Below are 17,293 nucleotides of genomic sequence, written 5' to 3'. Positions count from 1 at the left end.
TGATTTGCCGGAACAAGTCCAGCGATGCTCATCTGTAAAACGTCATAATGAATTTCATTATGTGTTCACTCGTGAGGCTTAATATTTTTTTGCGTCCGGAGACTCTGATATCAATCCTGCGAGTGCCCACACAGATTGTCTGATAAATTGTTAAAGAGCAGTGCGAACAGTGCGTTAGCGTCCTGTCGCGAGGTGGCGTATATTACGCTTTCCTCCTTCAGAGTCAACCTCTTTTTTCAGAAGTTTTCTCCGGCGGCGCAGTCTCCTGTGCCTCTCAATCCGTTTCCCGTTGCCGGTGTGCCGTGTTGATGGAGGCGCATTATAGGGAACGGTTCAGATAGCGCAAGTGCAAACTACAATTTTTTTACCGACCGTTCACTTTGCGCCCAATACGAGGCAAAAGTAAGCAAAAAGCCCACAAAACGCCAAAAAAAACGGGCCTGCGGCCCGTTTTTTAACACACACCCTTACTGGTGGGCAGTAATAGTGTCGTTTTCCACATCCATTTCGATGGTTTTGCCGGGGACCAGCGTGCCAGCCAGAATCTGCTGCGCCAGCGGGTTCTCGATCTGCTGCTGTATCGCCCGTTTCAGCGGACGCGCCCCATAGACCGGATCATAACCGTTCTCGGCCAGCAGTCGCAGCGCCTCATCCGAGATATGCAGCTGATAGCCGCGTTCATCCAGACGTTTGTACAGCCGCTGCAGCTGAATCTGCGCGATAGACGCAATATGTTTCTCAGCCAGCGGATGGAACACCACCACTTCATCGATACGGTTAATGAACTCCGGACGGAAATGCTGTCCAACCACGCCCATGACGATCTCTTTCATTTCCGGGTAACCGAGGTCGCCGAACCGTTCCTGAATGAGATCCGATCCCAGGTTAGAGGTCATTATCACCACGCTGTTGCGGAAATCGACCGTCCGTCCCTGCCCATCCGTCAGACGCCCGTCATCCAGCACCTGCAGCAGAATGTTAAAGACATCCGGATGCGCTTTCTCAACCTCATCCAGCAGGATCACGGAATAGGGACGGCGACGCACCGCTTCGGTCAGATAGCCACCCTCTTCATATCCCACATATCCCGGAGGAGCACCCACCAGCCGCGACACGGCGTGTTTTTCCATAAATTCGGACATGTCGATACGCACCATCGCATCGTCACTGTCGAACAGGAAGTTCGCCAGCGATTTACACAGCTCGGTTTTACCTACCCCGGTTGGGCCCAGGAACAGGAATGAACCGATAGGCCGGTTAGGATCGGACAGACCGGCGCGACTGCGGCGAATGGCATTCGAAACCGCCTCGACCGCCTCATCCTGTCCGATGACCCGGCCATGCAGATCCTGCTCCATGCGCAGCAGCTTATCGCGCTCCCCTTCCATCATGCGTGCCACAGGAATACCAGTCCAGCGCGCCAGCACATCGGCGATTTCCACATCTGTTACGCGATTGCGCAGTAACTTCATGGTTTTGCCTTCTGCCTGGGTCGCGGCTGCTAACTGTTTTTCCAGTGCCGGGATCTTGCCGTACTGCAGCTCCGACATCTGAGCGAGATCGCCCTGGCGACGGGCCTGCTCTAAATTCAGACGCGCCTGCTCCAGTTCAGCCTTGATGTTCTGGGTGCCGGAGAGTGAAGCTTTCTCTGTCTTCCACTCATCTTCCAGCTCGGCATATTCACGCTCTTTCTGGCTGAGCTCCGTTTCCAGCATTTCGAGACGCTTGATGCTGGCATCGTCTGCCTCTTTCTTCAGCGCCTGCTGCTCCAGCTTCAGCTGAATGATGCGGCGCTCCAGTCGATCCAGAGATTCGGGCTTCGAGTCCATCTGCATACGAATGCTGGAGGCGGCCTCGTCGATCAGGTCAATTGCTTTATCGGGCAGCTGACGATCGGCGATGTAACGATGAGAAAGCGTCGCCGCCGCGACAATCGCCGGGTCGGTGATCTGCACATGGTGATGCAGTTCATAACGCTCTTTCAGGCCGCGCAAAATGGCGATGGTATCTTCCACGCTCGGCTCGGCCACAAAGACCTTCTGGAAACGGCGCTCCAGCGCGGCATCTTTTTCAATGTACTGACGGTACTCATCGAGCGTGGTCGCCCCGACACAGTGGAGTTCACCCCTGGCCAGCGCCGGCTTAAGCATGTTGCCCGCATCCATCGCGCCATCGGCTTTACCGGCCCCCACCATAGTGTGCAGCTCGTCGATAAACAGAATAACGTTGCCTTCCTGTTTTGACAGGTCGCTCAGCACGCCTTTCAGACGCTCTTCGAATTCGCCGCGATATTTCGCCCCGGCCACCAGCGCACCCATATCCAGCGCCAGTACCCGACGGCCTTTCAGCCCTTCAGGCACTTCGCCGTTAATGATGCGCTGCGCCAGTCCTTCAACAATCGCAGTTTTACCCACACCCGGTTCACCAATCAGCACCGGGTTGTTTTTCGTCCGGCGCTGCAGCACCTGGATGGTGCGGCGAATCTCTTCATCACGGCCGATTACCGGATCGAGTTTGCCCTTCTCCGCCCGCTCGGTGAGATCGATAGTGTATTTCTTTAAAGCCTGGCGCTGATCTTCAGCCCCCTGATCGTTCACGTTGTCCCCTCCCCGCATCTGCTCAATCGCACTGGTAATTTTTTCGCGCGTGGCACCCGCTGCTTTGAGCAGGTCGGCCAGTGAGCCGCGTGATTCCAGGGCAGCCAGAACAAATAATTCGGATGAAATAAAGTTATCGTTGCGCTTCTGCGCCAGTTTGTCGCACAGGTTCAGCACCCGCACGAGGTCAGATGAGGGCTGCACATCCCCTTCGCTGCCTTCAACCTGTGGCAGACGATCGATAGCCTGCTCGACCTGAGCGCCAAATGGCGCGACGTTAATCCCCGCCGAGGTCAGTAAAGGTGAAACGGATCCGCCCTCCTGTCTGAGCAGCGCGCTCATCAGGTGCAGAGGTTCGATGAATTGATTGTCGTGTCCCAGAGCCAGGGACTGCGCGTCGGCGAGAGCCAGCTGAAATTTGTTGGTAAGACGATCCAGACGCATAATTCCTCCCATTACAGGTCAAAATGCTACTGGAGATTAGATGAGGTCATCCCTCAAATTTTCAAGGTTAATGACCTGAGATTTGAGTAAAAAATGCGCTAACTGGACCGTCTTATGGCGTAAGGTTATAACAGCCAGATTAAAGTTGCCATACGTCCGGTTATCCCATCGCGACGGAAGGAGAAGAAATCGTCGCGCTGCGTATAGGTACAGCGGGTGTCGGCACTGATGGACTCTACGCCCGCAGCCTGTAACCGCAGCCGGGCCAGCATCCAGATATCGGCATAAAAGCGATCGCCCGCCGGACGAAAAGCCGCGCCGGCGCGCGCGTCCTGCGCAACAAACGCCTGCCGCACCTCGGCACCGACCTCAAACGCTTCAGGCCCGATGGCCGGTCCAAGCCAGGCATGAATCTGACCGGGCGGCGAACGAAACTGTGCCAGCGTATTTTCCAGCACGCCCGCGCAGAGTCCACGCCAGCCTGCATGCGCCGCCGCCACTTCACGTCCATCCTGCGAACAGAACAGAACCGGCAGGCAGTCGGCAGTCATAATGGCACAGACGGTGCCGGGCTGGTCGGTGATACAGGCATCCGCACGCCGTGGGGCACTGCCCCCTGCCGACAGACGCACGACATCCGTGCCGTGAACCTGATCCAGCCACTGCGGCATGGCGGGCAACCCCGCTTCCGTTACCAGTCGCTGTCGGTTGTGCGCCACCGCGTCGGGATCATCCCCGACGTGCCCGCCGAGATTCAGTGCGTGCCAGGGCGAGGCGCTCACTCCTCCCTGCCGCCGTGTCGAGCAGGCCCGGACACGGCGTGGCGCGGGCCACTCGGGTGTGATCAAATTCATCACCAATCCATCTGGTCCTTAAACTCTTCGGTATCCGCTTTCAGGGCCGCAATCAGATCGACCATATCCTGCGGAAGCGCGGCGTGGAACTCCATCTCAATCCCACTGATAGGATGATAGAGACGCAGCATGGTGGCATGCAGCGCCTGACGATCGAATCCTCGCAGCGCGCTGATAAAAGCTTCTGACGCGCCTTTAGGCGGACGCGGACGGCCACCGTACAGCGGATCGCCCACCAGCGGATGGCTGATGTGCGACATGTGCACACGGATCTGGTGCGTACGGCCGGTCTCCAGACGCAGACGCAGGCGGGTATGCGCGCGGAAGTGCTCCATGATGCGGTAGTGGGTCACCGCCGGTTTGCCCATAGGATGAACCGCCATATGGGTGCGTTTAGTGGAGTGACGGCTAATCGGCTGCTCAACCGTGCCGCCTGCGGTCATGGTTCCAATCGCGACCGCCTCATATTCACGCGTGATTTCGCGGCGCTGCAGCGAGTCCACCAGATGCGTCTGAGCGGGAACGGTTTTCGCGACCACCATCAGCCCGGTAGTATCTTTATCCAGACGGTGTACGATGCCCGCGCGCGGCACATCCCTAATCGCAGGATAGTGATGCAGTAAGGCGTTTAACACCGTGCCATCCGGATTACCGGCGCCAGGGTGCACCACGAAGTCACGCGGTTTGTTGATGACGATGATGTCTTCATCTTCGTAAACGATGTCGAGTGGCAGGTTCTGCGGTTCCCAGCGCTGTTCCTCCTCGATCTCAGCGTCAATCGCGACCAGCTCGCCGCCCAACACTTTTTCTTTCGGTGTCTCTACCATCACACCGTTTACCGTCACGCGACGATCGAGGATCCACTCTTTTATGCGAGAACGTGAATAATCAGGGAACAATTCCGCCAAAGTCTGATCTAAGCGTTGTCCGAGTTGTGATTCGGATACCGTTGCGGTGAGTTGAACTTGTTGTGCCATATACAGCTTCTTCGTTAACGTTGGGTTTTCACGGCGATGCCGTTTAATATAATGTGCTATCGTACCTGGTCATTACCGGGAGCTATACGGACAGCTTCCGCCATAACATTTGAGGATAATCACTTCGTCATGACGCGTATGAAACATCTGGTGGCTGCTGCCACACTGAGCCTGGCACTTGTTGGTTGTTCCGGCTCAAATGACGCGGTACCGGACAGCCCGCCTTCTGAAATCTATGCCACAGCGCAGCAAAAGCTGCAGGACGGTAACTTTAAAGCTGCGATTAAGCAACTGGAAGCGCTGGATAATCGTTATCCGTTCGGTCCTTATGCGCAGCAGGTTCAGCTGGATTTAATCTACGCGTACTATAAAAATGCCGATCTGCCCCTGGCGCAGGCTGCCATTGCCCGCTTTATGCGTCTGAATCCTACGCATCCGAACATTGACTATGTCATCTATATGAAAGGTCTGACGGATATGGCGCTGGATGACTCCGCGCTGCAGGGCTTCTTTGGTATCGACCGTTCTGACCGTGATCCGACGCACGCCCGTGACGCTTTCCGCGACTTCGCCCAGCTGCTGCGGAATTACCCGAACAGCCAGTATGCGGCCGATGCGCAAAAACGTCTGGTCTACCTGAAAGATCGCCTGGCCAAATATGAGTTCTCAGTGGCGCAATTCTATACTAAGCGTGAGGCCTATGTCGCGGTTGTTAACCGTGTTGAAGGGATGATGCGCGATTATCCGGATACCCAGGCCACCCATGATGCTCTGCCGCTGATGGAAAATGCCTACCGTCATCTGCAGCTGAATGCCGAAGCTGACAAAGTGGCAAAAATTATCGCCGCCAACAACAGCTGATAACCCGATCGGGTTTCAGACACAAAAAAAGCAGCCTGCAATGGCTGCTTTTTTTTGCTCACAGAACAGTCAGATTTGGATCTGATCGCTGCGGGTCAACTCATCAAGCATGCCCTGTTAATCGTTTCGCTTCAAGCCATTTCAGCCCGTTTCTCTGCCTTTCTCGCAGAATGATTCTGCTGACAAAAAGTGACATTTTTTCGTGACCAAAATCTCACATTTACCGTTTTTTCGCGCTATGCTGAAAGGACCAAGACGGAAATGACAGAGAGGTAAGCATAATGATTCTGAACATTACCAGTAAACAAATGGAGATCACCCCGGCAATCCGAAGCCATGTTGAAGACCGTCTCGCCAAGCTGGAAAAATGGCAAACCGACCTGATTAATCCGCATATTGTCCTGTCCAAAGAGCCCAAAGAATTCGTGGCCGACGCCACCATAAACACACCAAACGGGACCCTGGTAGCCAGTGCCAAGCACGATGATATGTATACCGCCATCAACGATTTGATCGCGAAGCTCGAACGTCAGCTGAATAAAGTTCAGCATAAGTCTGAAGCGCGCCGTGCCAGTGCCAGCGTAAAAGACATCATACCCGCAGGCGAAGAGTCCTGATTTTGCTAACGCGCCTCCGGGCGCGTTTTTTATTGACAGCTTTTGAGCAGTACGGTTACTCTCAGTCCACTCTCTCTTCGGACATTACGATGAAACTTGATCTGTTTTTCTTCGCTTTCTTTTTTACCTTCCCCTGAACGGGAGGCCATTCGTCGTGTGAGAATGAAAGCGAAGACGAACAACGAAGCCTCCCAACCGGGAGGCTTTTTTATTGGATAGCATACAGGTGAGCCCTATGAATCCCGACAATCCATTGCTGGCGCTACGCGATAAAATCAGCGCAGTGGATAAAAAACTTCTGACGCTGCTAGCCGAGCGTCGTCTGCTGGCCGTGGAAGTGGCACAAGCGAAGCTGGCAACGCATCGCCCGATTCGGGATGTGGAGCGCGAACGCGCGCTGCTGGAAAATCTGATCGTGCTGGGAAAAGCGCACAAACTGGATGCCCACTACATCACCCGCCTCTTTCAGCTGGTGATTGAAGATTCCGTCCTGACTCAGCAGGCGCTGCTGCAGAAAAACCTCAACCATCCGCATGCGCATGCTGCCCGTATCGCCTTTCTGGGCCCGAAAGGATCCTATTCCCATCTTGCTGCCCGTAATTACGCATCGCGCCATTTTGACAGCATGGTGGAGTCGGGCTGCCTGAAGTTTCATGACATCATCAAACAGGTCGAAAGCGGCGTCGCTGACTATGCGGTGATGCCGATTGAGAACACCAGTTCCGGTTCGATCAACGACGTGTATGATTTGCTGCAACAGACCAGTCTCTCTATCGTGGGCGAGCTGACCCTGCCTATCGACCACTGCGTGCTGGTAAACGGCCCTACCGATTTACAGCAGATCGAGACCGTCTACAGCCATCCTCAGCCTTTCCAGCAGTGCAGCCAGTTCATTAACCGCTTCCCGCACTGGAAAATCGAATACACCGAGAGCACGGCGGCGGCGATGGAGAAAGTGGCGGCGCTCAACTCCCCTGCCGTTGCGGCGCTGGGCAGTGAAGCCGGTGGCGAGCTGTATCAGCTGCAGGTGCTGGAGCGCAATCTGGCTAATCAGCAGCAGAACCACACCCGCTTTATCGTGCTGGCGCGTAAAGCGATCGACGTCTCCGATCAGGTTCCGGCCAAAACTACCCTGATTATGGCGACCGGCCAGCAGGCGGGTGCGCTGGTTGATGCGCTGCTGGTGCTGCGTCAGCATAACCTGATTATGAGCAAGCTTGAGTCGCGCCCGATTAATGGCAACCCGTGGGAAGAGATGTTCTATATTGATGTGCAGGGTAATCTGCAATCGGAACGGATGCAGCAGGCGCTTCAGGAACTGAAAACCATGACCCGCTCTCTGAAGGTGCTGGGCTGCTACCCCAGCGAGAATGTGGTGCCGGTGGAACCGGGGGAATAAAACGAGAAAAGGCATCCGCAGGGATGCCTTTTTCAGTTATGGACGGCTGTCATTCGCCGAACGTAACAGGCTCCGGCTTTCTACCAGGAAGCGTTTTGCGTGATCGCCAAACCACTCCTCTACCCGGTTGAAGCTGGCAATAAAGGCCTGCTTGTCGCCCTGCTCCAGCAAGGCAATCGCTTCGCCAAACCGCTGATAGTAACGCTTTATCAGCGCCAGATTACTCTCCGATGACATGATGATGTCTGCATAGAGCTGCGGATCCTGAGCGAACAACCGCCCGACCATCGCCAGCTCCAGCCGGTAGATTGGCGAGGAGAGCGCCAGCAGCTGATCCAGATTGACGTTCTCTTCCGCCAGATGCAGGCCGTAAGCGAAAGTGGCAAAGTGACGCAGCGCCTGAATAAACGCCATGTTCTGATCATGCTCCACCGCGCTGATGCGATGCAGACGTGCGCCCCAGACCTGAATCTGCTCCAGGAACCACTGATACGCTTCCGGCTGCCGGCCATCACACCAGACCACCACCTGTTTAGCCAGGCTGCCGCTGTCCGGACCAAACATCGGATGCAGACCCAGCACCGGGCCGCTATGCGCCGCCAGCATCGCCTGCAGAGGCGGGTTCTTAACCGACGCCAGATCGACCAGAATACAGTCTTCCGGCAGAGGCGGCAGCTGAGCGATGACCTGCTCGGTCAGATGGATCGGCACGCTGATAATTACCATGCCGGCATCACTGAGCAGCGCATCGGCCTGCGCCCAGTCCTCTTTATCCAGCGTTTTGACCGTATAGCCTGACAGCCCGAGCATTTTTTCAAACAGTCTGCCCATCTGCCCCTTGCCGCCGACGATCACCACCGGACGCAGTTCCGGACACAGGGTTTTAAAACCTTTGTCATTCTCGCTGGTATAGGATTCGCGCATCACGCGGCGCAGCACATCCTCGATCAGATCCGGTGGCACACCCAGCGCTTCTGCCTCTTTGCGGCGGGAAGCCAGCATGGAGGCTTCGCGCTCCGGCACGTAGATGGGCAGACCGTAGCGGCTTTTGACCTCTCCGACGTCGGCCACCAGCTCCAGCCGCTTAGCCAGCAGTTCCAGCAGCGCTTTATCCACACTGTCAATTTGATCGCGTAACGCGGTCAGTTCAGCCACCATTGCTCTTACACCTCTTGTGACAGACGCGCCGACAGCACTCCCTGCAGATCCTGATGCATTTCACGCAGCAGCGTTTCGGTCACTTCCCAGTTGATGCAGGCATCGGTGACGGAAACGCCATACTTCATTTCGCTGCGTGGCTGCTCAGAAGACTGGTTACCTTCATTGATGTGGCTTTCCAGCATCAGACCAATGATTGAACGGTTCCCATCTTTTATCTGCGCAATAGCGGATTCCGCTACGCCAGGCTGACGGCTGTAGTCTTTGTTCGAATTACCGTGGCTGCAATCTATCATTAAGGCCGGACGCAGTCCCGCCCTGAGCATCTCTTTTTCACACTGCGCGACATCTTCCGGACCGTAGTTGGGCGCTTTACCGCCACGCAGGATGACGTGACCATCCGGATTGCCCTGGGTCTGCAGCAGACAGACCTGACCGGCCTGATTGATGCCGACAAAGCGGTGCGGCATTGCGGCGGCGCGCATCGCGTTGATCGCGGTGCCCAGACTGCCATCGGTGCCATTCTTAAAGCCTACCGGCATCGACAGGCCCGACGCCATCTCACGGTGTGTCTGCGATTCTGTGGTACGGGCACCAATCGCGGACCAGCTGAACAGGTCGCCGAGATATTGCGGGCTGTTAGGATCCAGCGCTTCGGTCGCCAGCGGCAGGCCCATTTCCACCAGGCTGACCAGCAACTGGCGCGCAATGTGCAGGCCCGCTTCCATATCGAACGAGTTATCCATGTAAGGATCGTTGATCAGCCCTTTCCAGCCGACGGTGGTCCGCGGTTTTTCAAAGTAGACGCGCATCACGATGTAGAGCTGATCTTTGAGCTGCCCGGACAGGCTCTGCAGACGACGCGCATATTCCAGTGCCACTTCCGTATCGTGAATCGAGCAGGGTCCGCATACCACCAGCAGACGCGGATCGCGGCCAGCGATGATGTCAGAGATTGTCTGGCGCGAGGCCGCAATCTGATCCTGCTGTTCGGCGGTCAGTGGGAATTTCGCTTTCAGCTCTTCAGGCGTGATTAAGACCTGTTCACCGGCGATATGCACATTGTTCAGCGCGTCTTTTTGCATGATGGCGATCCTTTGGCTCGAATTGGCAGTCGTGGGCTCCTCGTTGAGGAATGCAGACACTGTATCACATTAGATACAGTGCGCAAGACGGGGTGTACATATTTATTACCATCGCTACAATCCGGCCCGACAATTTTCAATTTAATATATATAAAACATTACTTTAGAAATAAACACCCTCTAACCCACCCGCCTACAAGAGTAAATTTAAGTTTACACCTTAAGCCTTTGGTGTTTCGGTTCGTTGCAGGCAGAATGAGGATATTCTTTACTGACCGGGTCGATGACATGCTCCCTTCTCCGCTGGATCTTCATCTGCGTCCTTTCCTGTTAGCCGATGTCCCCGCATTTACGGCTGCGGTTAACGCTTCGCTGGACAGTCTGATCCCCTGGATGGCCTGGGCGCATCCTGACTATCAGCCTCATGAAGCGGAAAGCTGGATACGCTTCACCCACTGGCAACGCCTGCGAGAGGAAGCGGAAGAGTTTGCGATTGTCGATCAGCATGACCGGCTGCTGGGCGGCGCGGGGATACGCTTTGCCCGCCATCCGGGCGACACCAGCGCCATCGGCTACTGGGTGCGCAGTGACGCCCAGCGTCAGGGGATCGCCAGCCGTGCGGTCACGGCGTTGCTGCCGCTGGGATTTTCGCGTCCGGAAACGCAGGTGATCGAGATTCTGGCGGCAGAGGAGAATCTGCCCAGCCGGGGTGTGGCGGAGAAGTGCGGTGGCCAGTTTATTGGCTGTCGCTATGGTCTGATCGTGTTAAAAGAGGGACCGGTGAATACCGCGATTTATCATTTCCAGCGCCCGGAGGCCGGTTAACTGCGCGTCCGGCTGACATCAGCACATAAAAAAGGGGCTGGCATCACGCCAACCCCTTGTTTGCTATTAACTTTTAGATGTCGCGTTAGCGATACCTTAGTTAAGACGCTCTTTAATACGAGCAGACTTACCAGTACGCTCACGCAGGTAGTACAGTTTGGCTTTACGCACAGCGCCACGACGTTTAACAGCGATGCTGTCAATAACCGGCGAGTGAGTCTGGAATACACGCTCAACGCCTTCGCCGTTAGAAATTTTGCGAACAGTGAATGCAGAGTGCAGACCGCGGTTACGAATAGCGATAACCACGCCCTCGAATGCCTGCAGACGTTTTTTAGAACCTTCAACGACCCATACTTTCACTTCCACGGAATCACCCGGGCGGAAGGAAGGTACGTCCTGTTTCATCTGCTCTTGTTCAATTTGCTTGATAATGTTGCTCATAATTAAATCTCATATCCTGGGTAAACTGATAGTCGGGGAAGATTACTCTTCCGCATCATCGTTTTGTTGCTGCTGATGTTCACGCTGGAACTCATTCAGCAACCTTGCTTGCTCTTCAGTCAGAGCCAGGTTTTCCAGAAGTTCAGGTCTTCTCAGCCAGGTACGGCCTAGCGACTGCTTCAGACGCCAGCGGCGAATATCGGCATGGTTGCCTGACAGTAACACTGCCGGAACCTCCATGCCCTCTAACACTTCAGGTCGGGTATAGTGCGGACAATCCAGCAAGCCGTCCGAGAACGAATCCTCATCGGCTGACGCCTGTTTGCCAAGTACGCCGGGAATAAACCGGGCGACTGAGTCAATCATCGTCATGGCTGGCAGTTCCCCGCCGCTGAGAACGTAATCACCGATTGACCATTCTTCGTCAATTTCGGTCTGGATTACGCGCTCATCAATCCCTTCATAACGACCGCAGACAAGAATTAACTTGTTGCGTGCCGCCAGTTCGCAAACGCCCTGTTGGTCCAGTTTGCGACCCTGAGGTGAAAGATAAATCACCCTGGCACCTTCACCTGCCGCTGCTTTCGCTGCGGAGATGGCATCCCGTAAGGGTTGTACCATCATCAGCATTCCCGGTCCGCCACCGTAAGGACGGTCGTCCACGGTACGGTGCCGGTCGTGCGTGAAGTCACGCGGACTCCAGCTCTGAATGCTGAGCAGACCGTTTTTTACAGCCCGGCCAGTTACCCCGTAATCGGTAATAGCGCGAAACATTTCTGGAAACAGGCTAATAACACCAATCCACATTGTATTCGCCGTTACGTTACCGTTCGATTCGGAGATCAAAAACCAGGATCCCAATCTACCTCAATGACGCCAGTAGAGAGATCGACTTTCCTGATAACCTGTTCATCAAGAAACGGAATTAACCGCTCCTGAACACCGAATGCATCTTTCAGGTTTGCCTTAACGACGAGAACGTCGTTCGAGCCGGTTTCCATCATATCGATGACTTTACCCATCTCGTAGCCTTCGAGGTTAACCACCTGGCAGCCCATAAGGTCTTTCCAGTAGTAATCGCCCTCTTCCAGCGATGGCAACTGCGTCGAGTCAACCTGAATTTCGCAATTGGTTAACTGAGCCGCCGCATCCCGATCGTCAATGCCTTTGACTTTGATGATCAGGTCCTGATTGTGGTGCTTCCAACTTTCCAGTTCGACCTGCTGCCATTTACCGGCGCGCTGGATGAACCAGGGTTGGTAGTCGAAGATGCTTTCAGCGTCTTCAGTGGAGGAAAACACTTTGAGCCAGCCGCGAATACCGTAGGCGGCTCCCATCTTACCCAATACGATTGGGTTAACAGGAGGCTGTGCGGCAAGTTGTCTGCTCATGCTCACCACCGTGACAGATTAAGCTGCTTTCTTTGCTTCTTTGACCAGCGCGTTAACGCGATCAGAAAGCGTTGCGCCCTGGCCAACCCAGTGCTCGATACGATCCATATCAAGACGCAGTGCTTCAGCCTGACCAGATGCGATCGGGTTGAAGAAACCAACGCGCTCGATGAAACGACCGTTGCGTGCATTGCGGCTGTCAGTGACGACGACCTGATAGAACGGACGCTTTTTCGCGCCGTGACGTGCCAAACGAATTGTTACCATAACATCCTCTTCAGTTAATAAAACACCCGGCCCCCATCGAGGAACGGGGTCCGGGTGCTATATAAAAAGCCCGAAAATTTTACTCATTTTGGCGCAAAAAGCAACCTAAACCGCGTCCTTCCAGGCTTTTTTGTGGAACACTTAACGACCAGGGAAACCTGGCGGCATCATACCTTTCATGCCGCGCATCATTTTCGCCATGCCGCCCTTCTTCATTTTCTTCATCATGCGCTGCATGTCGTCGAACTGCTTCAATAAGCGGTTAACGTCCTGCACCTGCATGCCTGAGCCGTTTGCGATGCGACGCTTGCGCGAGCCTTTGATGATTTCCGGCTTCTCGCGCTCTTTGCGGGTCATCGAGTTGATGATCGCCTCCATGCGCACCAGCACTTTGTCATCCATCTGCGACTTCACATTGTCAGGCAGCTGTCCCATACCGGGCAGTTTCCCCATCAGGCTGGCCATGCCGCCCATGTTGCGCATCTGCTTCAGCTGCTCAAGGAAGTCATTGAGATCAAACCCGTCACCGGTCTTGAGCTTCTTCGCCAGCTTCTCAGCCTGATCGCGGTCGACCTTGCTTTCGATATCTTCGATCAGGGAGAGAACGTCGCCCATGCCGAGGATGCGTGACGCGATACGGTCCGGATAGAACGGCTCAAGCGCATCGGTCTTTTCACCGACACCCATAAATTTAATCGGCTTGCCGGTGATGTGACGAATCGACAGCGCCGCACCACCGCGGGCATCACCGTCGACTTTGGTCAGGATAACCCCGGTCAGCGGCAGCGCTTCGTTAAAGGCTTTTGCGGTGTTTGCCGCATCCTGACCGGTCATGGCATCGACCACAAACAGGGTTTCCACCGGCTTAACCGCGGCATGCACCTGCTTGATCTCTTCCATCATCGCTTCGTCGACGTGCAGACGACCGGCGGTATCCACCAGCAGAACGTCGTAGAACTTCAGACGCGCTTCGCGCAGCGCATTGTTAACGATGTCGACCGGCTTCTGGCTGAGATCGGAGGGGCAGAAGTCCACGCCGACCTGCTGAGCCAGGGTTTCCAGCTGTTTGATCGCCGCCGGGCGATAGACGTCGGCAGAGACCACCAACACTTTCTTTTTATGCTTTTCGCGCAGGAATTTACCCAGCTTACCGACGCTGGTGGTTTTACCGGCACCCTGAAGGCCCGCCATCAGCACGACCGCAGGCGGCTGAGCGGCCAGGTCCAGCGCGTTGTTTTCCGCACCCATCGCCGCAACCAGCTCGTTACGAACGATTTTGATAAACTCCTGACCCGGCGTCAGGCTTTTGTTCACATCATGGCCGACCGCGCTCTCTTTCACACGGTTGATGAAGTCACGCACCACCGGCAGCGCAACGTCGGCTTCAAGCAGCGCCATGCGCACTTCGCGCAGGGTGTCTTTAATGTTCTCTTCAGTCAGCCTTCCGCGGCCACTGATGTTTCGCAGGGTTTGCGACAAACGATCGGTTAAATTATCAAACATGGTCTCTCACTTAAAAAGATCGCGAGGCGCCTGATCGGCAGAATGCGGCGGATTATAACACGAAGCCCCGGCGATCTCTGCAATTGCCCCTCAGATCGTTTGGAGCCTGCTCCGGCTGGCGCTATACTGCCTTTTTCCTTATCTGACTGAACCTGAAAGGATCTATGTTCGTTTTCGCGATAGTGGCGCTGTTCGCCTACTCCTTAAGCCTTGCCCTGATCATTCCCAGCCTGCTGAAGCGTCATGGCGGCTGGCGGCGAATGGCGATGATCTCTGCCTGTGTGGCGCTGATCACCCATGCGGTTGCCCTGCAGCAACGCATCTTCGCCATTGATAGCGGACAGAACTTAAGCCTGCTCAATATTGGCTCGCTGGTCAGCCTGCTGATCTGCGCCATCATGACCATCGTGGCGTCACGCAACCGTGGCTGGCTGCTGCTGCCGATCGTCTACAGCTTCGCGCTGATCAACCTCGCTTTCGCCACCTTTGTTCCCAATGCGTTCATCACGCATCTGGAAACCACGCCGGGCATGATGATCCACATTGGTCTGTCGCTGTTCGCCTATGCGACGCTGATTATCGCCGCGCTTTATGCGCTGCAGCTGGCGTGGATCGACTACCAGCTGAAAAACAAGCGCCTGGCCTTTACGCAGGATATGCCGCCGCTGCTGACCATCGAACGTAAGATGTTTCACATCACCCAGGTGGGCGTTGTGCTGCTGACGCTGGTGCTCTGTACCGGCCTGTTCTATATGCAGGATCTCTTCAGCGCTGAAAACGTCGATAAAGCCGTCCTCTCGATCATTGCGTGGTTTGTTTATATCGTTTTGCTGTGGGGGCACTATCATGAAGGGTGGCGCGGTCGCCGCGTCGTCTGGTTTAACTGCAGCGGTGCGGTGCTGTTAACCATGGCCTACTTCGGCAGTCGCATCCTGCAGCATCTGCTTGTCCCTGTCTCTCGTTAAAAAGGAAGTTCTGCGTTGGAACATGTTTCAACCACCACGCTGATTATCATTCTCTGCGTCATGGTACTGGTTTCTGCCTGGTTTGCCGGGTCGGAAACCGGGATGATGACCCTTAATCGCTATAAGCTGCGTCATCAGGTTAAGAACGGCAGTCGCGCCGCACGCCGGGTAGAGAAACTCCTGCGTCGCCCTGACCGGCTGCTGAGCCTGGTGCTGATTGGCAATAACCTCGTTAATATCCTGGCCTCTGCGCTGGCCACCATCGTTGGCATGCGTCTGCACGGCGATGAAGGGGTCGCCATCGCCACCGGCATCCTGACCTTTGTGGTGCTGGTCTTCGCTGAGGTGCTGCCGAAAACCGTGGCCGCCCTTTATCCTGAGCGGGTCGCCTTTCCCAGCAGTCTGCTGCTGGTGCCGATGCAATACATCATGCTGCCGCTGGTCTGGCTGCTCAACTCAATTACCCGTCTGCTGATGAGAATGGTGGGGATCCGCACCGAGGGTGCCATCAGCTCGGCGCTGAGCAAGGAGGAGCTGCGCACCATCGTCTATGAGTCGCGGAGTCTGATGTCACGCCGTAACCAGGATATGCTGCTGTCGGTGCTCGACCTGGAGAAGGTCAGCGTGGATGACATCATGGTGCCGCGTAACGAGATTGTCGGCATCAATATCAACGATGACTGGAAATCCGTGGTGCGTCAGCTAAGCCACTCACCGCATGGCCGCATTGTGCTGTTTCGCGACTCGCTGGATGACTGCGTCGGTATGCTGCGGGTGCGCGAAGCCTGGCGCATGATGACCGAGAAAAAAGAGTTCACCAAAGAGACCCTGCTGCGCGCCGCCGATGAGACCTACTACATCCCGGAAGGCACGCCGCTTAACACCCAGCTGGTGAAGTTTCAGCGCAACAAAAAGAAAGCGGGCCTGGTGGTGGATGAGTATGGCGACATTAAGGGACTGGTGACCATCGAAGACATTCTGGAAGAGATCGTGGGTGACTTCACCACCTCAATGTCACCGTCGCTGGCCGAAGAAGTGATGCCGCAGAATGATGGCTCGGTCCTGATTGAAGGCAGCGCAAACGTGCGTGAAATTAACAAAGCCTTTAACTGGCATCTGCCGGAGCAGGAAGCGCGCACGATCAACGGCATGCTGCTGGAAGCGCTGGAGGAGATCCCGGCTATCGCCACCCGGGTGCAGATCGGCCACTACAACGTCGATATTCTCGACGTGCAGGACAACATGATTAAGCAGGTGCGCATCACGCCGAAGACACCGCTGAAGAAATCAGTCGGTTCCTGAAGCCAAAAAAACGCCGCAATCGTCATGATGCGGCGTTTTTTATTGCGAAAGCGCTGACTAGATTTGCAGAGCTTTCAGCTTTTCGGCTGGCAGTTTCAGATCGTCGTTGCGGTTAACGCCAATCTCATGCGCCAGCACATTGCGGGCGATCTGCTGCGCTTCGTCCAGCGAGTGCAGCTTGTAGCTGCCGCACTGGTATTCATTCAGTTCCGGAATCTGGTTCTGATCTTTCACTTTCAGAACGTCTTCCATCGCCCCTTTCCACGCTTTTGCTACGCGCTGCTCGTCCGGTGTGCCGATCAGGCTCATGTAGAAGCCGGTGCGGCAGCCCATTGGCGAGATATCGACGATCTCCACGCCATCACCGTTCAGGTGGTCGCGCATGAAGCCGGCAAAGAGATGCTCCAGCGTATGGATGCCACGCTCGGTGAGGATATCAATGTTCGGGCGGCAAAAACGCAGGTCAAAAACGGTAATCGTATCGCCATGCGGAGTCTTCATGGTTTTGGCAACGCGTACGGCCGGTGCGCCCATGATGGTGTGATCAACGGTAAAACTGTCCAGTAGTGGCATACGTCACCTCCTGTTCTGAGAATTTTTTTTA

Annotated in this window: 18 protein-coding genes and 1 other annotated feature; of the genes, 7 read left to right on the top strand and 11 right to left on the bottom strand. The window is 55.3% G+C overall.

Annotated elements, in window-relative coordinates; all coding sequences use genetic code 11:
- Positions 1 to 467: 467 nt before the first annotated feature.
- The 3 genes from clpB to rluD form a co-directional block, all read right to left on the bottom strand.
- On the bottom strand, positions 468 to 3,053 hold the full coding sequence (clpB, locus tag J1C59_RS04560) for an ATP-dependent chaperone ClpB (protein ID WP_208721877.1): 2,586 nt from the start codon (positions 3,051 to 3,053) through the stop codon (positions 468 to 470).
- A 113-nt stretch (positions 3,054 to 3,166) separates the two neighbouring features.
- Positions 3,167 to 3,895, bottom strand: a complete 729-nt coding sequence (gene yfiH / locus J1C59_RS04555; RefSeq protein WP_140917280.1) for a purine nucleoside phosphorylase YfiH — start codon at positions 3,893 to 3,895, stop codon at positions 3,167 to 3,169.
- Positions 3,895 to 4,872, bottom strand: a complete 978-nt coding sequence (gene rluD / locus J1C59_RS04550; protein ID WP_111141460.1) for a 23S rRNA pseudouridine(1911/1915/1917) synthase RluD — start codon at positions 4,870 to 4,872, stop codon at positions 3,895 to 3,897. Before rluD ends, yfiH begins: the two co-directional genes overlap by 1 nt.
- A 129-nt stretch (positions 4,873 to 5,001) precedes the next feature.
- Here rluD and bamD point away from each other — a divergent pair, with 129 nt between their 5' ends.
- The 4 genes from bamD to pheA all read left to right on the top strand — a co-directional run bounded on the left by bamD (position 5,002) and on the right by pheA (position 7,749).
- On the top strand, positions 5,002 to 5,733 hold the full coding sequence (gene bamD / locus J1C59_RS04545; RefSeq protein WP_128085944.1) for an outer membrane protein assembly factor BamD: 732 nt from the start codon (positions 5,002 to 5,004) through the stop codon (positions 5,731 to 5,733).
- 281 nt (positions 5,734 to 6,014) lie between these two features.
- Positions 6,015 to 6,350, top strand: a complete 336-nt coding sequence (gene raiA, locus J1C59_RS04540; protein WP_111141458.1) for a ribosome-associated translation inhibitor RaiA — start codon at positions 6,015 to 6,017, stop codon at positions 6,348 to 6,350.
- A gap of 88 nt (positions 6,351 to 6,438) precedes the next feature.
- Positions 6,439 to 6,563 (top strand) — a sequence feature (Phe leader region).
- Positions 6,440 to 6,487 carry a pheA operon leader peptide PheL gene (pheL, locus tag J1C59_RS04535; RefSeq protein ID WP_187507180.1) on the top strand — a complete coding sequence of 16 codons (48 nt, stop codon included), beginning with the start codon at positions 6,440 to 6,442 and terminating at the stop codon, positions 6,485 to 6,487. It overlaps the preceding feature by 48 nt.
- Before the next feature lie 22 nt (positions 6,564 to 6,585).
- Entirely contained in the window at positions 6,586 to 7,749 is a 1,164-nt protein-coding gene (pheA, locus tag J1C59_RS04530; protein ID WP_128085945.1) for a bifunctional chorismate mutase/prephenate dehydratase, read from the top strand.
- A gap of 36 nt (positions 7,750 to 7,785) precedes the next feature.
- Here the strand turns inward: pheA and tyrA are convergent, their stop codons facing one another.
- Positions 7,786 to 8,907 (bottom strand): bifunctional chorismate mutase/prephenate dehydrogenase, encoded by a 1,122-nt coding sequence (gene tyrA / locus J1C59_RS04525; protein ID WP_128085946.1) that lies wholly within the window; start codon positions 8,905 to 8,907, stop codon positions 7,786 to 7,788.
- Positions 8,908 to 8,912: 5 nt separating this feature from the next.
- Positions 8,913 to 9,992 (bottom strand): 3-deoxy-7-phosphoheptulonate synthase, encoded by a 1,080-nt coding sequence (locus J1C59_RS04520; RefSeq protein WP_128085947.1) that lies wholly within the window; start codon positions 9,990 to 9,992, stop codon positions 8,913 to 8,915.
- A gap of 288 nt (positions 9,993 to 10,280) precedes the next feature.
- On the opposite strand from J1C59_RS04520, the gene J1C59_RS04515 reads away from it, so the two are divergent.
- Complete coding sequence (locus tag J1C59_RS04515) at positions 10,281 to 10,817, top strand: GNAT family N-acetyltransferase (protein WP_128085948.1); 537 nt, start codon at positions 10,281 to 10,283, stop codon at positions 10,815 to 10,817.
- Between the two features lie 96 nt (positions 10,818 to 10,913).
- Here the strand turns inward: J1C59_RS04515 and rplS are convergent, their stop codons facing one another.
- The 5 genes from rplS to ffh all read right to left on the bottom strand — a co-directional run bounded on the left by rplS (position 10,914) and on the right by ffh (position 14,422).
- Positions 10,914 to 11,261, bottom strand: coding sequence for a 50S ribosomal protein L19 (rplS, locus tag J1C59_RS04510; RefSeq protein WP_003849035.1), 348 nt, complete (start codon positions 11,259 to 11,261; stop codon positions 10,914 to 10,916).
- A gap of 42 nt (positions 11,262 to 11,303) precedes the next feature.
- Entirely contained in the window at positions 11,304 to 12,068 is a 765-nt protein-coding gene (gene trmD / locus J1C59_RS04505) for a tRNA (guanosine(37)-N1)-methyltransferase TrmD (RefSeq protein ID WP_128085956.1), read from the bottom strand.
- 35 nt (positions 12,069 to 12,103) lie between these two features.
- Entirely contained in the window at positions 12,104 to 12,652 is a 549-nt protein-coding gene (rimM, locus tag J1C59_RS04500; protein ID WP_111141451.1) for a ribosome maturation factor RimM, read from the bottom strand.
- Positions 12,653 to 12,670: 18 nt separating this feature from the next.
- Positions 12,671 to 12,919 (bottom strand): 30S ribosomal protein S16, encoded by a 249-nt coding sequence (rpsP, locus tag J1C59_RS04495; protein WP_111141450.1) that lies wholly within the window; start codon positions 12,917 to 12,919, stop codon positions 12,671 to 12,673.
- 141 nt (positions 12,920 to 13,060) lie between these two features.
- Complete coding sequence (ffh, locus tag J1C59_RS04490; protein WP_128085949.1) at positions 13,061 to 14,422, bottom strand: signal recognition particle protein; 1,362 nt, start codon at positions 14,420 to 14,422, stop codon at positions 13,061 to 13,063.
- Positions 14,423 to 14,586: 164 nt separating this feature from the next.
- On the opposite strand from ffh, the gene J1C59_RS04485 reads away from it, so the two are divergent.
- Both J1C59_RS04485 and J1C59_RS04480 read left to right on the top strand, forming a co-directional pair.
- Positions 14,587 to 15,387 (top strand): cytochrome C assembly family protein, encoded by an 801-nt coding sequence (locus J1C59_RS04485; RefSeq protein ID WP_111141448.1) that lies wholly within the window; start codon positions 14,587 to 14,589, stop codon positions 15,385 to 15,387.
- Between the two features lie 15 nt (positions 15,388 to 15,402).
- A complete protein-coding gene (locus J1C59_RS04480; protein WP_111141447.1) occupies positions 15,403 to 16,689 on the top strand; it encodes an HlyC/CorC family transporter in 1,287 nt (428 codons plus the stop codon).
- Between the two features lie 57 nt (positions 16,690 to 16,746).
- Here the strand turns inward: J1C59_RS04480 and luxS are convergent, their stop codons facing one another.
- Positions 16,747 to 17,262 (bottom strand): S-ribosylhomocysteine lyase, encoded by a 516-nt coding sequence (gene luxS, locus J1C59_RS04475; protein ID WP_128085950.1) that lies wholly within the window; start codon positions 17,260 to 17,262, stop codon positions 16,747 to 16,749.
- Between the last annotated feature and the right edge of the window lie 31 nt (positions 17,263 to 17,293).

The sequence above is a fragment of the Pantoea deleyi genome (genome assembly GCF_022647325.1).
GTDB lineage: Bacteria > Pseudomonadota > Gammaproteobacteria > Enterobacterales > Enterobacteriaceae > Pantoea > Pantoea deleyi.
The sequence above is the reverse complement of the archived record's forward strand: the minus strand, read 5'-3'. Positions and strand labels throughout refer to the sequence as shown.

Bases quoted from the DNA above. Each gene is read 5' to 3' on its own strand.
- J1C59_RS04520 (WP_128085947.1), bottom strand. From the start codon at position 9,992: ATGCAAAAAGACGCGCTGAACAATGTGCATATCGCCGGTGAACAGGTC.
- ffh (WP_128085949.1), bottom strand. From the start codon at position 14,422: ATGTTTGATAATTTAACCGATCGTTTGTCGCAAACCCTGCGAAACATC.
- rpsP (WP_111141450.1), bottom strand. From the start codon at position 12,919: ATGGTAACAATTCGTTTGGCACGTCACGGCGCGAAAAAGCGTCCGTTC.
- pheA (WP_128085945.1), top strand. From the start codon at position 6,586: ATGAATCCCGACAATCCATTGCTGGCGCTACGCGATAAAATCAGCGCA.
- rluD (WP_111141460.1), bottom strand. From the start codon at position 4,872: ATGGCACAACAAGTTCAACTCACCGCAACGGTATCCGAATCACAACTC.
- bamD (WP_128085944.1), top strand. From the start codon at position 5,002: ATGACGCGTATGAAACATCTGGTGGCTGCTGCCACACTGAGCCTGGCA.
- tyrA (WP_128085946.1), bottom strand. From the start codon at position 8,907: ATGGTGGCTGAACTGACCGCGTTACGCGATCAAATTGACAGTGTGGAT.
- trmD (WP_128085956.1), bottom strand. From the start codon at position 12,068: ATGTGGATTGGTGTTATTAGCCTGTTTCCAGAAATGTTTCGCGCTATT.
- rimM (WP_111141451.1), bottom strand. From the start codon at position 12,652: ATGAGCAGACAACTTGCCGCACAGCCTCCTGTTAACCCAATCGTATTG.
- J1C59_RS04515 (WP_128085948.1), top strand. From the start codon at position 10,281: ATGCTCCCTTCTCCGCTGGATCTTCATCTGCGTCCTTTCCTGTTAGCC.
- J1C59_RS04485 (WP_111141448.1), top strand. From the start codon at position 14,587: ATGTTCGTTTTCGCGATAGTGGCGCTGTTCGCCTACTCCTTAAGCCTT.
- clpB (WP_208721877.1), bottom strand. From the start codon at position 3,053: ATGGGAGGAATTATGCGTCTGGATCGTCTTACCAACAAATTTCAGCTG.
- raiA (WP_111141458.1), top strand. From the start codon at position 6,015: ATGATTCTGAACATTACCAGTAAACAAATGGAGATCACCCCGGCAATC.
- yfiH (WP_140917280.1), bottom strand. From the start codon at position 3,895: ATGAATTTGATCACACCCGAGTGGCCCGCGCCACGCCGTGTCCGGGCC.
- luxS (WP_128085950.1), bottom strand. From the start codon at position 17,262: ATGCCACTACTGGACAGTTTTACCGTTGATCACACCATCATGGGCGCA.
- rplS (WP_003849035.1), bottom strand. From the start codon at position 11,261: ATGAGCAACATTATCAAGCAAATTGAACAAGAGCAGATGAAACAGGAC.